The sequence below is a fragment of the Vibrio sp. 10N.261.52.C2 genome (assembly GCF_041471425.1).
In the GTDB taxonomy this organism is placed as follows: domain Bacteria; phylum Pseudomonadota; class Gammaproteobacteria; order Enterobacterales; family Vibrionaceae; genus Vibrio; species Vibrio crassostreae_C.
Genome location: NZ_JBFROH010000015.1, coordinates 25530 through 39745, shown reverse-complemented (window position 1 = coordinate 39745; position 14216 = coordinate 25530). Strand labels below are relative to the sequence as shown.

Genomic DNA, 14216 nt, shown 5'->3' with positions numbered 1-14216 from the left:
TTGAGAGGCGGTGTGAGTGGGGTCTCAACCTTATAGGAACTAGACGAACACTATTCGCATAATTAGCCATAGTTACCTCCCCCTCTAACTCCCCCTCAATCTGGGTTCATCAATATCTCTAGATCTTTAGCAGAGGGGGAGAACTTTCTTTAGCACTGAACATACATCGACACTTTTAACGATCGATGTTCTATTCCTCCCCTCTCCACGATCAGCAAGGGATCTACATATGAATCAAGGGGAGGCTAGGAGGGGATTTATTTTGGATTAACGCATTCGGCAGAGCTCAAACCAAAAAAATAGCCGCTAATCCGCGGCTATTTTTAGTTATCTAAACGAAGTTCCTATTACTTCGATCTTTCTACTTCTTTGTCTCTTCAACCACGGCTTTCATCAATACTGATGTATCCATGCGGCCTTGTCCTTCGGCAGACAGTGCCTTGTAGGCGTTGTTGGTCTTTTCAGTCAGTGGAAGCTGGATGCCTTGGCGCTCAGCTTCATCTAGACAGAAACCTAAGTCTTTGATCATCCAATCAATTGCAAAGCCAAAATCGAACTTGTCTTGTGCCATTGTGGTAGCACGGTTTTCCATCTGCCATGAGCCAGCAGCGCCGTTTTTAAGGCAATCAACTAGCGTTTGGATATCCAAACCTGATTTTTCAGCAAGCACTAAGCCTTCAGATAAGCCGTTCAATACACCTGCAATGCAGATCTGGTTAACCATTTTCGCACGTTGGCCTTGGCCGACGTTACCCATAAGAACTGACGACTTACCGTAAGCTTCGAACACAGGTTGAAGGTCATTAAATAACGCTTGTTCACCACCACACATGATGGTTAGCACGCCATTTTCTGCGCCCGCTTGACCACCAGACACAGGTGCATCCATAAAGCGAATACCTGCTTGCTTCGCAGCCACTTCAAGCTCTTCAGACAGGACTGCAGATGTTGTAGTGTGATCGACAAGAATCGCGTTTGGCTTCATCGCTGCCAATGCGCCTGTTTCGCTGGTTGTCATGCTGCGTACGTCGTCATCGTTACCCACACAAACCAATACCACGTCAGCTTCCGCTACACACTCAGCCACAGATTCAGCCGCTTTACCTTGGTGTTTATCAGCCCAGCCTAGCGCTTTGCTGTGAGTGCGGTTAAATACCGTTACTTCAAAACCGGCTTTGACTAGATGGCCTGCCATTGGGAAACCCATAACGCCTAGCCCGATAAAACTTACTTTCATTTCTTTCTCCTTTTATTTGACCAAACCATCGCTATGAAAAGATCGAACACTCTCAATCAGTGCATCAATAAGCAGGGTCAAAGCCTTTGGCTGATATTTTCTTTCTTTGTACACTAAATACGCTTGGCGATCACCCCGATGATACTCAGGGAGTACTTAAATCAGATTCATGTCGGGATAAGACGAACAATATAATGAAGTTCAGCGATAAATCGCGACCAGAGAACGCTTTGTCAGCCGTACATTATGGAACGATGATCAAGGAAAATCAGGTATAACGTTCATAAAAAAACCGAGCACTAGGCTCGGTTTTTTAATAACTGTTGTTACTGTAAAGATTACAGCTCAGCGTTGTGGTAAACCTGCTGAACGTCATCACAGTCGTCAAGCATGTCTAAGAACTTCTGGAATTTCTCAGAATCTTCTTCAGCTACTGGCGTAGTTGTTTGAGGAACGAAAGTGATTTCCTCAACGTCTAGCGTTAGCTCTGGGAACGCAGTGTTTAGTGCAGTCTTCGTTTTGAAGAACTCAGTCGTTGGAGCGAATACAGTGATTACACCGTCTTCTAGCTCAACGTCAGTCACGTCTACGTCTTCCATCATAAGCGTTTCTAGGATGATCTCGTCATCTTCGCCTTTGAACTGGAATACAGCTTGGTGAGCGAACATGTGAGAAACAGTACCTTCAACACCGATTTTCGCGCCAGTCTTAACGAAACATTGGCGAACGTCTTGGAAAGTACGGTTGCCGTTGTCAGTTAGACAGTCAACGATTACGCTTGTGCCACCTGGGCCAAAACCTTCGTAGCGAGCTGGTTGGAAGTCTTCACCGCCGCCGCCGTTCGCTTTATCGATCGCTTTTTCGATAACGTGTGCTGGTACTTGGTCTTTCTTCGCTTTAGCAATCAGGTGCTTAAGAGGTAGGTTCATGTCTGGGTCAGAGCTGCCGTTCTTAGCCAGTACGTAAATCTCTTTACCGTATTTAGAATAAACTTTAATTTTTGCGCCTGCAGTTTTCGCCATTGAGGCCTTGCGCACTTCAAAACTTCTTCCCATCGGGATCTTCTCTCTGATTCAATTAACGGTGCAAATTCTAGCAAATTACTGTGTCATTTCAATTCTACAGCACTGCTGGGCAAGGTTTGTCTGCGTTTATGCGACACCCATTACCCGTTTGTATTTTTCTACAGACTGTTCAAACCACACCTTTTCATCTGGGTCACCTAGCTTCATTGCTTCTTCAACAATGGCTTCAGGGCCACATTTCGCTTGCTTCAGTTTCCATACAAGAAACGATGCTTGCTTATCCAGTTCGATTTTATTTTTCTCGCTGGGTGGAAGGAGTGAAAGGTTGATAGACATTGCTAGCCTTCGTCTGTAATACACTTGGCCGAGAAATATATCATAGAGCAGCCTCATAAAACCAATACTATGAGCAATAGTGGGGGTTGTCGGACGAGAAAGCAGCAAGTCGCTGATGCAGGTCAAGCTAGTTTGGGAAAGTGTGTTTGGCTGAAGTAGTTAAACAACAAAAGATATGGCTGATATTTCAATATGGAAGTTAAGGCTTAATACTACTTTGATGGGCCGTACGCTTGCCACTTTGAAACACAACCAACATTACAGCTAGTAAATTTGTTTAAAAGTAAAACAGATTCCTCAATTCCGAGGTACGTAAAAATCTAACTCATCGCTTCAGTTCTCTTTTTAAAGACGGAATGAGTGACTATTTACATTGATGTATATAAATTAGTGGCATAACATAATCGCAATACGGGCAACCATACCTTAAATTAGGAGTTTGATTTAATGTTAGTAAAGGGCTTTAGAGGTAGTAAGATTTTTGGCTACTTGGATTTTGAAATCGATTTTTATAAAGATGTCAGTTTTCTAGTCGGGATGAATGGCTCTGGTAAAACGACAGCGCTAAAGTTAATGAACGCACTTGTTACACCAAACTTTAAAGAATTGCTAAAAGTACAATTTGAAAGTATTAGCTTAATTCTAGAAGACAAAGGCAGAGAAGTTAAAATCTATTGTAATGACATGGGAAATGAAAAGTGTTTAGGAATCAGCTGTGAGAAAGATCTAGCTATTTTCTCCTCACTGTCAGGGATTGAATCAAATTACTATTCACACCAAGAAGGAAAGATTGATGAATTAGTTGATGATTTGAACCGCCAATTCATGAATCACCCTGTCATCAACACGATATCCAAAATCAAGTCACCTATATTCTTAGGTCTTGATCGCAGAAGTAATGAAGTAAACAATCACTCTGATTACTATTACGAACGACAACTTTGGATGAAAAAAAAGCACGCAGTTTCAAATCCAAAAAGGCTAATCACCGGCTCTTTAGGTACTAGTTTAATGGAAACTGAACTTCTTGTTCAAAGTACATATCGAAGAGTTCGTGAGTTAGAACAAAACCAGTCAAATCGTTTGAGAGACAGTATTCTATTGTCTGTATTCCAATTTCATGATTTCGAATCTTTCACTAATGATGGAACAACTCAAATAAATAACTGGAGAGAAAAGCAAGGTCTAATAAAGAGGCAAAATGAAATAAGAGATGCTCTTTCCAATATCGGTCTTGAAAACTCAAGCCTAAGTCAGGAAGTTGACAAATTTTTTAACAAGGTAACTGACTTGTTTGAACAACTGTCCACAATGGATAAAGGGCTCTCAGTTGATTGGCTGTTAAACAAAGCTCAAATAGAAAGAATGTCGAGAATAGTAGAGATTATTGACGAGCATAACACCAAAATTGAAAAGCTTTTCAACCCAATTAATAACTTTATAGATACTATTAACTCGTTTTATACAGACTCAAATAAACGACTGGTAGTCAATGCAGTTGGTCAACTAAATGTGATAAGGCCAGATGGTCAAGAATGTACTATCGAAAGCCTATCCTCTGGCGAACGACAATTATTAATTATATTTGCTCACGCGTATTTTAATAGAAGAAGCGGGAAGTCTGTATTCATAGTTGATGAGCCAGAACTATCATTACATCTTGGCTGGCAAGACAAGTTTACAGAGACAATATTTAATATAAATCAAAAATCTCAGTTTATACTTGCTACTCACTCCCCAGAGATTGTAGCGTCTCATAAAAATAAAGTGGTAACGTGTAGATAAATTTATGGCATTAGAAAGAAGTATTGCAGCACGTTCTGCTCGGAGTAAGTTTTTCGAAGAAGTGAATGATATTGATATATTTGTTGAAGACACAGCTTTGGGTTACGAGAAACTCCTATCCACTATATTCTCACGTAAATTTACGGGGCAATTCAGAGTCGATAAAGTTTTTCCTTTGGGATCTCGAAAGGAAGTTATTAAAAATTTTCAAGAAAATATTGAATCGATAACGAGACCTACACTTTATGTAGTTGATGGTGATTTATTTATCTTAACGGGTGACACCATAGAAAATAAAAATGGTTTCTATAAGTTCCCTTTTTATTGCTTTGAGAACTTGCTCTGTGAGAAAAATGCAATTATTGACATTCTTGATGAAGAGGAAATTATTCTATTTAAAGATGAGTTAATAGAAAAATTTGATTTTGACAACTGGGAACGCAACAACTTAAATCTACTCTTTGACTTATTCATTGTTTATGCTGTCTCAATGAAACTAAAACCAACCGTTCAAACAGTTGCTTATGAAGTCAAGAATTTGGTTCAAGATGGGTTTGGAAACCTTTCGAAAGAAAAAGTTGAAGCTAGAATAGAGAGTATAAACCACGATTTGAAGACTGAATTTGGAACGGAAGTATTTAACTCTACTCGAGATATTATACTGACTCGTTTTGCTGAATCTGGCTGCTCTAAGTTAGATGTTGTGTCAGGAAAAGACTATATTTTCCCTTTGTTAAAAGTTAAATCAAGATCTACGGTCAAAACATCGATGAGTGACCTTAATTTCAAAATGAGACTAGCGATGAAAACGCCACTCGATAGAATAGCCGAATGTCGAAATTCAGTTGCAATCCCAAGCAATGTATAAAACAAACCCGCTATAAGCGGGTTTTTAATATTTAAAATGGAAAATATCGAGGTCGTCACACTCATACTATGAGCCGTTCAAGCCATTATTCGACTCACCTAATGAGTCGAATAATGAGTTAATCGCATCACAGAGGTTGCAAGAGTAACTCCTAACCTACAAAACTATTCACTCACCGCGAACACATCGCAGCGTGAGGCGCAGATGAAGTCATTTTTGTGCAGGCCTTTGATTGAGTGGCTCCACCAAGTGACGGTGACTTTGCCCCACTCCAATAAGATCGAAGGATGGTGGAACTCTTCTTCTGCCAGTTCTGACACTATGTTGCTGAATGCCCATGCTTGCTTGTAGTTCTTAAACTTGAACACCTTCTCAAGCTGCGGGATGCCGTCTCTTTCGATGATCTGCCAGTCGGACAACTCCAACAGTAAAGATTGTTGTTCATCTTTACTTAGGGCAATCGCGTCGATACTGCAGGCTTCGCATTTTTGTTCATTCAACATGTGTTGGTTCCTTGGGTTCAAAAAGTGGTGGTAGTAACCCCGCGTCTATGGCGAGATCAGCTTGCTGTAATAGGTTTTCCTGACTGATTTTAAAGAGCTCAGATAGCTCGTCGATCACGTAATATTTCGGCTGCATGATGTCGATTCGATAAGGAGTTCTTAACACCGTTTGCAGATCGAACCGCTCGCGAACCGCCAAATCCCCTCCCAACGCATACATAGTTTCCGCTGGAGACGAAAGAATGCCACCGCCATAGATTTTCAGTTGTTGGCCTTCTTTTACTAAACCGAACTCAACCGTAAACCAATACAAACGGGCAAGATAAGCGCGCTGTTTAGATGTGGCGGCTTGGCCTAGTTTTCCATAATGCTCAGTGAAAGCCGCGAAATCGGCATTAGTGAGCATGGCACAATGGCCGAAAATTTCATGAAAGAAATCAGGTTCTTGTAAGTAATCGAACTCGTCTCGCGTTCTCAGAAATGTCGCAACTGGGAATTTCTTATTGGCGAGCAAATCAAAGAATCGGTCGAAATCGATCAATGCAGGCACAGGCTGAACTTGCCAACCGGTTGTTTCCATTAGCACTTTATTTATCTCTGGCAGCTGGGGAACTCTGTCTAATGGTAGATCCAGCAAGGTCAAACCGTGCAAATAAGCATCGCATGCGCGGTCACTAATGACGTCCAGTTGCCTTTTCACCAAGTCGTGCCAAATGGCATCTTCTTCGAGGCTCCACTCAACCCATCCCTCTTGGCTCACGGACTTAGAATGATATTGAGTCATTACACACCTCCTTTCGAATGTCTCACTTTAAGCCTATCTCCACTCCTTATAAGCGCCAATTTGCGCGATTTTTCGAAACAAGCGATCGTGTAACATTTTATTTACACAATTCCGCCAGACACTTATTTTGCTGAACTTTTGACTTTGTAAAACCTAAATACCAGACTGAAAACGTTAACTTTTTGTTAAAGGTAAAGGAATGCACGAAAGCAATAAGCCCATTTGGCAGCCAAGCGAGCAGCGTATCGCCGATGCCAACTTAACCCGATTTATCGATAGCCTTGAACAGTCTGGGTTAAACCTAGATAGGGACGTAAAAAGCTACACCGAACTCCATCAATGGTCTGTGGAACATCCGGAATCATTTTGGCAAAACGTATGGCAGTTTTGTGGAGTAGTCGGCTCACAAGACTCTATTAACAAGGCAGAAAGCGAGACCATCAAAGCTCAAGGTGGGAGCCGCTGGCAGCAGCCTAAATCGAACCGTGATGCGGTTTGGTTTCCCAATGCACAAGTAAACTACGCCGAGAACTTGCTGCGTTTGGCACACACCATGCCTGATGAGCTTGCGATTTGGTTTGAGAATGAACGTGGCGAACAACAGAGTTATACATGGGAAACCCTGTGTGAAGCTGTCTCTAGTGTTCAGCAATGGCTTGTCGATAGCGGAGTGAAACAAGGTGATATAGTTGCTGCGTATACTCCCTATCTGCCACAAACCGTGATAGCCATGCTAGCCGCCACCAGCTTAGGCGCGATTTGGACATCGACCTCGCCTGATTTTGGAGTAGAGAGTGTGATTGAGCGATTCGGACAGGTGAAACCTAAGGTGCTGTTCACCTGTGACGGTTACACCTTCAATGGCAAAACGTTCGATATGGCGGGCAAGAACCGTGAAATCATCGAACACTTAAACGAATTAAAACAGGTGTGTGAGATCGGTTATTTGAAACCGAGTAATGACTTAGAGAAGAGCGATTTAGAGAAGAAAAAAGTTGAACATGATGTGTCGATTCTAAGCTGGCACAGCATCATTAATCACTATCAGACAAAACCTCTTCGATTTACTCGTGTCGGCTTCAATGAACCGTTGTTTGTACTCTACTCTTCCGGCACCACAGGCAAACCCAAATGTATAGTGCATTCTGTCGGTGGCACTACCATCAACCACCTAAAAGAGCATCAGCTTCATTGCGATATTAAACCAAGAGATCGCGTGTTCTACTACACCACTTGTGGTTGGATGATGTGGAACTGGCACGTATCTGCGCTCGCCAGCGGTGCTTGTTTGGTTATCTTTGATGGTAGCCCGGTTTACCCGCAACCTAACGTTCTATGGGATTTAGCGCAGCGTGCTGACGTATCGACATTTGGCACCTCAGCCAAGTACATAGAAGCGATTGAGAAAGCCGAACTCTCACCAATCGACAGCCACTCTCTGCCTCAATTAAGAACACTGTGCTCGACGGGTTCTGTGCTTTACCCAGAGCAGTTCGATTACGTTTACAAGCACATCAAGCAAGACCTGCATTTAGCGTCGATTTCTGGCGGCACGGATATTTGTGGCTGCTTTGTTTTGGGTAACCCAATCTCGCCTGTGTATCGCGGTGAGTGCCAACAGGCCGGGCTCGGCGTCGACATCAAGGTGTTCAATTCGTCTGGTCAAAAGGTCGATCACGAACGTGGCGAATTAGTATGCACCAACTCCCTACCCAACTTCCCCGCTGGCTTTTGGAATGACACCGGAGAGCGCTATCACAGCACCTATTGGGATAGATTCGACAATGTGTGGCATCACGGTGATGAAGTCGCACAGAGCGAACATGGCGGCTACCTGTTCTACGGGCGAGGCGACACCACACTCAACCCCGGTGGCGTGCGAATTGGTACGGCCGAAATCTATCAGCAAGTGAACACCATTGACGGCATCATCGATTCGATAGCAGTCGGTAAAAACATCGACCGCAATGAACAGGTATGGCTGTTTGTTCAGCTGCAGCAAGGTGTGAGTTTAGATGAAAAGTTACTGACAGCCATCAAAAGCAAACTCAAATCCTCTTGTTCGCCAAGACACGTGCCAAGCCAGATATTTGCGATCAGCGACGTGCCAAAAACACGCTCTGGCAAACTGGTGGAGTTGGCTGTGAAACAGGTGATCAATGGCAAAAATGTAGAAAACCTCGGGGCTATCGCTAACGCCGAGGTTTTGGAAGAGATAAAGAGTGTTGTTTCGCTTTAGTGTTCCTATCTCAAAAAATCCAAACTAGAAGAAAGTAAAGTAACCAGTTATCTATGCGAAACCTGACGAATATCTGAGTTGATGTCATCAATAAGCTGTCTTGCTGATTCATCTCTTTGCTTCACTAATGCAATGAACAGCAAATCAGTAATAATGTTTTGAGCTGTTCGGGATGCTATCGATGAACTTCGGTATTGGCTTTCATCAGCAATCGTATCAAAGGATAAATCCGCGATGCTTCGAAGTTTACTTTTACGAGCGGAGGTAAGAGCGATGACCTTAACACCTTGCTCCTTTGCTGTTTCTGCGGCGATTAACACATCTTTTCTTTCCCCTGAAAACGAAATAACAACTTGGACATCTTGCGGGGTAAGCGTACGGGCTATCGCTATCTGAACGTGACTGTCTTGTTCTGCTAAAGCGGTAATGCCTAATTTCAGCAATTTAAAGCTAAACTCTTTTGCCGTGAGTGCTGAGCCTCCAATACCCACGACTTGCACTCTATTGGCACCATCTAACAGTCGAATAGCTTCCGTGCAGGTATCAAGTGACAGCGCATTGGTTGTCTGGATCATCGCATCGGTTTTTTCTTGCACAAGCTTTTGAGAAATAACGCTGAATGGGTCATCGGCCAGAATATTACTGTGCAGTGGGGTGGTTTGAATGGCGTGCTTTCGACCTATATCCTCCGTCAGCGCTAACTTGAATTCACTGTAGCCTTTAAAACCAATTCGCTGCGTAAATTTCACGATACTTGATTGACTCACGTTGGTCGCTTGCGCCAGTTCTTGGCTTGTCAATGAGGCTGCCTGTTCCACATTTGATGTTATCCAATCCGCAATTTTTCTCGCATTGGCAGAGAGCTGAGTACGACGGCTGACAATTTTATTCACGACTGACACATTTCACCTCGATTATTTTAGAATAAAATATTCCCAATGAGGAATAATTAATATTCAGTTCAAACCGCCAATTAAGTCGGAATGCCTGGGATTTAGTATAAATTTATCACAATTATTCCACCTAAATCACCACTTCAGAATAACTCTAACTGTGATTTTTATCACTCAAACGGAATATTTTATTCTTTAGTATCGCCCTCAGTTTGTATTGGGTAAGAGAACAAGTAATGAAGATCGATTTGAACCGTTTGGTTACAGAGAGCCGCAATCCTGCAAGCGCAGACATTGATAAGCTATCAACAATTGACATGCTAGCCGTCATCAACAAAGAAGACCAACGTGTTGCGTTAGCCGTAGAAGAAGTCCTTCCTCACATTGCAAAAGCCGTTGACGCGATCACAAGTGCTTTTGCAAAAGGTGGCCGATTAATCTACATCGGCGCTGGCACTTCTGGGCGCTTAGGCATTTTAGATGCAAGCGAATGCCCACCGACTTATGGCACGAGCCCTGAACAAGTCATTGGCGTTATTGCTGGCGGGCACCAAGCCATCTTAAAAGCTGTAGAGAACGCGGAAGATGATCCTGCGCTCGCACAAGCAGATTTAAAATCGTTGGCGCTAACAGAGTCAGACGTAGTCGTCGGAATAGCCGCGAGCGGTCGAACTCCATATGTGTTGGGTGGCCTCACCTATGCTCGATTCATCGGAGCGACCACTGTGTCAATTTCATGTAACCCCGGATCTCCAATGGCAAATTCCGAAGACATTGCGATTACTCCAGTTGTCGGCCCTGAAGTGGTGACTGGGTCATCAAGAATGAAGGCCGGTACCGCTCAGAAATTGGTTCTCAATAAGTTGACCAGCGGCGCCATGATCCGCAGTGGGAAAGTGTTTGGAAATTTGATGGTTGATGTAGAGGCGACCAACGCCAAACTCGTCCAACGTCAAATCAACATTGTTATTGAAGCAACCGGAGTTGACAGCAAACACGCTGAATATGCGCTTAACGCTTGTAATAACAACTGCAAAACCGCAATTCTCATGATTTTGGCTGGCATCAGCGCCGAAGAAGCCTGTGCACGACTCAATAAAAGCGGTGGTTTCATCCGAACTGCACTCGCCGACGAATAATTAAATTCAGTTATAAAAGGTAATTCAAATGGCAAAAATAACGCCTACCATGATTGAAGCTTTACTGTTGGCCGTTGGCGGCAGTGGCAACATTCGTAAATGTGGGAACTGCATGACCCGCTTACGTTTAGCCCTCGTAGACATCAATCAAGCGTCTCTGGATACCATCAAGAAAACCCCAGGCGTTCTGGGTGTGGTAGAGAGTGACGAACAACTTCAGATCATTCTTGGGCCAGGTAAAGCGCAACAAGCTTCTGAGCTGATGAACAGCTTGATGCTTGAGCAGCCTGAAGCGACCGTAAAACAAACTAATGCAGAGGAAGATTTGTCTACGGTTGCGGCTGAACAAAAAAAGCAAATGAAGAGCAAGCAAACCAGTGGAGTACAGCGATTTCTTAGTAAGTTCGCTACCATCTTTACCCCCTTAATCCCTGGCTTTATCGCGGCGGGTCTGTTGCTTGGTTTTGCAACCTTACTTGAGCAGACCTACATTATCGATCAAGAACCAAGCAAGTCGCTGTTAGACCTTGTTGCCTACATGAAAGTATTTGGTACCGGCCTTTTTGCCTTTTTGAGCATTCTGATTGGCTATAACGCCCAGCAAGCCTTTGGCGGCTCTGGCGTTAACGGGGCGATTCTGGCTTCACTGTTCGTCTTGGGATATGACCCAACCGCCACGTCCGGCGTCTACTCAGGGATGAATGAGTTTTTCGGATTCTCTATCGACCCGCGTGGCAACATCATTGGGGTATTACTCGCGGCAATCACCGGTGCTTACGTAGAGAAACTGGTTCGAAAATACATGCCCGATGACCTCGATATGATCCTAACGTCTGTCGTCACGCTTCTCATTATGGGCGCGGTCACCTACTTGTTGATCATGCCGATTGGTGGCGAGTTGTTCAAAGGCATGTCTTGGTTATTCCTTAACTTAAACGACAACCCATTTGGTGCCGCTTTACTGGCTGGCCTATTTCTTATCTCTGTCGTGTTTGGTATTCACCAAGGGTTTGTTCCTGTCTATTTTGCACTTATGGAAGCGCAAGGCTTTAACTCTCTGTTCCCAATCTTGGCGATGGCGGGTGGCGGTCAGGTCGGCGCGTCAATGGCGTTGTACTTCAAAGCCCAAAAAGACTCTCTTCTTCGCACTCAAGTCAAAGGGGCTATTGTGCCTGGTTTGTTGGGTATAGGTGAGCCGCTGATTTACGGCGTCACACTTCCACGAGTAAAACCGTTTGTTACCGCTTGTATTGGCGGTGCAGCAGGCGGGTTCTTTATTGGATTGGTCTCTTACTTAGGGATGCCAGTCGGTTTAAATACAGTGTTTGGCCCATCGGGTATCGTCGCTGTGCCATTAATGACTTCCAACAGCGGTATTTTTGCAGGGATGGCGGTGTTTGTTATTGGTCTTCTTATTTCGTATGTCGTGGGTTTCTTTGCTACGTACATGTTTGGTTCCAAAAACGTTGATTTAACTTAGGTAAAAGCAGTGATGAAATTGAATAAGATCATTTTGAGTACAGTAGTATTGTCTGTTGTGGGTTGTTCGAGTGGCATGAATAAATTCAGTAATCAAGACCTAGAGCAGTACCAGCAACAACCAGAAAAATACGCTGAAAGCGTCGTAAGTACGATGAATAACAGAGAGTTAATCGGTCAAACATTGATGATGGATTTTCGCTCGTGGGGCAAAGACCCATACACCGATGAAGAGATCCCTGTAACTCGAATTAACCATGACATAAGCTCGATGATCACCGACTACCATATCGGCGGTGTAATTCTATTTCGCCAAAATCTAGTGAATTCGAATCAAATCGTCGAGTTCACTGATGCCTTGCAAGAGGCGAGCAGTAACCTACCTCTTCTCATCGCGACTGACCAAGAAGGCGGTTACGTCACTCGATTGCAGAATGGCACAGAGATGCCAGGAAACATGGCGCTAGCTGCCTCTGGTGACGCGAACAATGCTTACGTTGCTGGCAAGATTCACGGCTCAGAGCTGTCCGCTTTAGGCATTAACTACAACTTCGGTCCTGTGGTTGATGTCAATGTGAACCAGAACAACCCGATCATTGGTGTGCGCTCGTACAGCAGCAATGTTGATGTGATCAATGAAATGTCTACCGCCTACATGGATGGTATTCATGAAGCTGGCGTGATCAGTGCACTGAAGCACTTTCCTGGGCATGGCAACGTGAGCGTCGATTCACACTACGATTTACCAGAAGTCAGCTACTCACGAGAAGAGTGGGAAGCGATCGACCTCGCTCCATTTAAGTACGCGATTGAGCACGGTACCGATTCCATAATGTCAGCGCACGTGACGCTACCAAGCGTGGATGACACTATGATCCAAGCGACCTTAAGTGACAAAGAAATGCTAATCCCTGCAACGTTCTCCAAACCTATTTTGACTGGGGTTTTACGTGACAAAATTGGCTTTGATGGGCTAATTGTGACCGATGCGCTCGATATGGGGGCCATCGCTGACAACTTTGATCGCAACTACGCAGTTCACGCTTCACTTTACGCCGGTGCTGATATTGCTTTGATGCCGCTTCAAATTACCAACCGAGATGAAATCAAACAGTTGGAAAGCCTATTTGTCTACCTAGAAGACAAAATGGAAACCAATCCAGAGTTCCTTGAGCGTATGAAAGAAGCCGCAACTCGCGTTATAAAGAAAAAGCTTCAAATGGGTCTGGTTTACCAAACCACAGACAAACAGTTTGCCATCGACTCAGTAGGCTCTGAAGCGAACAAACTTGAAGAGAAAAAGGTCGCTGATGCATCAATCACGCTTATTGAAAACCAAAATAATGTATTGCCTGTCGATCCAAGTGAAGACAGCAATATCCTAGTTATTTCTGATGAAGATAGCCGCAATGCACTTGTAACCAAGTACCTGAACGTTGTGAAACAAGAGACAGGTAATCACCCAATGTTCATCAGCGAACTGAAAACGGCATTGGTGGAAGATAACCTGAATGCAGATGAGCTTCGTAGAACCATTGCAAAATCTGATCTGATTATCATGTCGACGTACAACCTGATGGTTCACGCAGAAGGTGCTCAGAAAATCGTAGATATCGCGAATGCTGAAGGCAAAAAACTGGTGATGATTTCAACGCGTAATCCTTACGACATTGCCCATGTAGACGGTGTACAAGCGAACATCGCTATTTACGGTATCACAGGGTTCGACGTGACCAACAATGACCGCAATTCACTTGAAGCAAACATTAGCTCTGGTATTCGCACCTTGTTTTTAAACCCTCAAACGGGACTGCCTCTGAACGCACCAACAGGAACTCTTCCAGTAGATGTAAAAAATGACAACGGTGACGTTATTTACCCATTCGGCCATTCAGTGAACTACCAATAATTCGTCCTAGGAATAATAA

At 43.9% G+C, this 14216-nt stretch carries 12 protein-coding genes and 1 pseudogene; 6 read left to right on the top strand and 7 right to left on the bottom strand.

Going from position 1 to position 14216, the window contains the following annotated elements; translation table 11 throughout:
• Positions 1 to 361: 361 nt before the first annotated feature.
• The 4 genes and pseudogenes from AB4307_RS05215 to AB4307_RS05200 all read right to left on the bottom strand — a co-directional run bounded on the left by AB4307_RS05215 (position 362) and on the right by AB4307_RS05200 (position 2598).
• Positions 362 to 1237 (bottom strand): NAD(P)-dependent oxidoreductase, encoded by an 876-nt coding sequence (locus AB4307_RS05215; protein ID WP_372131333.1) that lies wholly within the window; start codon positions 1235 to 1237, stop codon positions 362 to 364.
• 12 nt (positions 1238 to 1249) lie between these two features.
• Positions 1250 to 1414 (bottom strand): annotated as a pseudogene (locus tag AB4307_RS05210) (LysR family transcriptional regulator); the annotation flags it as partial.
• Between the two features lie 161 nt (positions 1415 to 1575).
• The gene (locus tag AB4307_RS05205; RefSeq protein WP_010432326.1) at positions 1576 to 2292 is read right to left on the bottom strand and encodes a YebC/PmpR family DNA-binding transcriptional regulator; all 717 of its coding nucleotides are present in this window, start codon (positions 2290 to 2292) and stop codon (positions 1576 to 1578) included.
• Positions 2293 to 2388: 96 nt separating this feature from the next.
• Positions 2389 to 2598 carry a DUF3283 family protein gene (locus tag AB4307_RS05200; protein ID WP_008216860.1) on the bottom strand — a complete coding sequence of 70 codons (210 nt, stop codon included), beginning with the start codon at positions 2596 to 2598 and terminating at the stop codon, positions 2389 to 2391.
• A gap of 447 nt (positions 2599 to 3045) precedes the next feature.
• On the opposite strand from AB4307_RS05200, the gene AB4307_RS05195 reads away from it, so the two are divergent.
• Both AB4307_RS05195 and AB4307_RS05190 read left to right on the top strand, forming a co-directional pair.
• Positions 3046 to 4383: an AAA family ATPase gene (locus AB4307_RS05195; protein ID WP_372131331.1), complete on the top strand. Its 1338-nt coding sequence runs from the start codon at positions 3046 to 3048 to the stop codon at positions 4381 to 4383.
• Between the two features lie 4 nt (positions 4384 to 4387).
• A complete protein-coding gene (locus AB4307_RS05190; RefSeq protein ID WP_371720758.1) occupies positions 4388 to 5251 on the top strand; it encodes a DUF4435 domain-containing protein in 864 nt (287 codons plus the stop codon).
• 164 nt (positions 5252 to 5415) lie between these two features.
• Here AB4307_RS05190 and AB4307_RS05185 read toward each other — a convergent pair whose 3' ends face one another.
• Positions 5416 to 5754 (bottom strand): 4a-hydroxytetrahydrobiopterin dehydratase, encoded by a 339-nt coding sequence (locus tag AB4307_RS05185; protein WP_371725521.1) that lies wholly within the window; start codon positions 5752 to 5754, stop codon positions 5416 to 5418.
• Entirely contained in the window at positions 5744 to 6538 is a 795-nt protein-coding gene (gene phhA / locus AB4307_RS05180; RefSeq protein WP_372131329.1) for a phenylalanine 4-monooxygenase, read from the bottom strand. Before phhA ends, AB4307_RS05185 begins: the two co-directional genes overlap by 11 nt.
• 199 nt (positions 6539 to 6737) lie before the next feature.
• Between phhA and AB4307_RS05175 the strand changes: the two genes are divergently transcribed.
• Positions 6738 to 8777 (top strand): acetoacetate--CoA ligase, encoded by a 2040-nt coding sequence (locus tag AB4307_RS05175; RefSeq protein ID WP_102332319.1) that lies wholly within the window; start codon positions 6738 to 6740, stop codon positions 8775 to 8777.
• A gap of 47 nt (positions 8778 to 8824) precedes the next feature.
• Here the strand turns inward: AB4307_RS05175 and AB4307_RS05170 are convergent, their stop codons facing one another.
• Positions 8825 to 9679 carry an SIS domain-containing protein gene (locus tag AB4307_RS05170; protein ID WP_017065115.1) on the bottom strand — a complete coding sequence of 285 codons (855 nt, stop codon included), beginning with the start codon at positions 9677 to 9679 and terminating at the stop codon, positions 8825 to 8827.
• Positions 9680 to 9906: 227 nt separating this feature from the next.
• Between AB4307_RS05170 and murQ the strand changes: the two genes are divergently transcribed.
• The 3 genes from murQ to AB4307_RS05155 are packed head-to-tail and all read left to right on the top strand — an operon-like array spanning position 9907 to position 14197.
• Positions 9907 to 10809, top strand: coding sequence for an N-acetylmuramic acid 6-phosphate etherase (murQ, locus tag AB4307_RS05165; RefSeq protein ID WP_136982536.1), 903 nt, complete (start codon positions 9907 to 9909; stop codon positions 10807 to 10809).
• A 28-nt stretch (positions 10810 to 10837) separates the two neighbouring features.
• A complete protein-coding gene (gene murP, locus AB4307_RS05160; RefSeq protein ID WP_017065117.1) occupies positions 10838 to 12289 on the top strand; it encodes a PTS N-acetylmuramic acid transporter subunit IIBC in 1452 nt (483 codons plus the stop codon).
• Positions 12290 to 12301: 12 nt separating this feature from the next.
• Entirely contained in the window at positions 12302 to 14197 is a 1896-nt protein-coding gene (locus AB4307_RS05155; RefSeq protein ID WP_372131386.1) for a glycoside hydrolase family 3 protein, read from the top strand.
• The last annotated feature ends 19 nt before the right edge of the window (positions 14198 to 14216 follow it).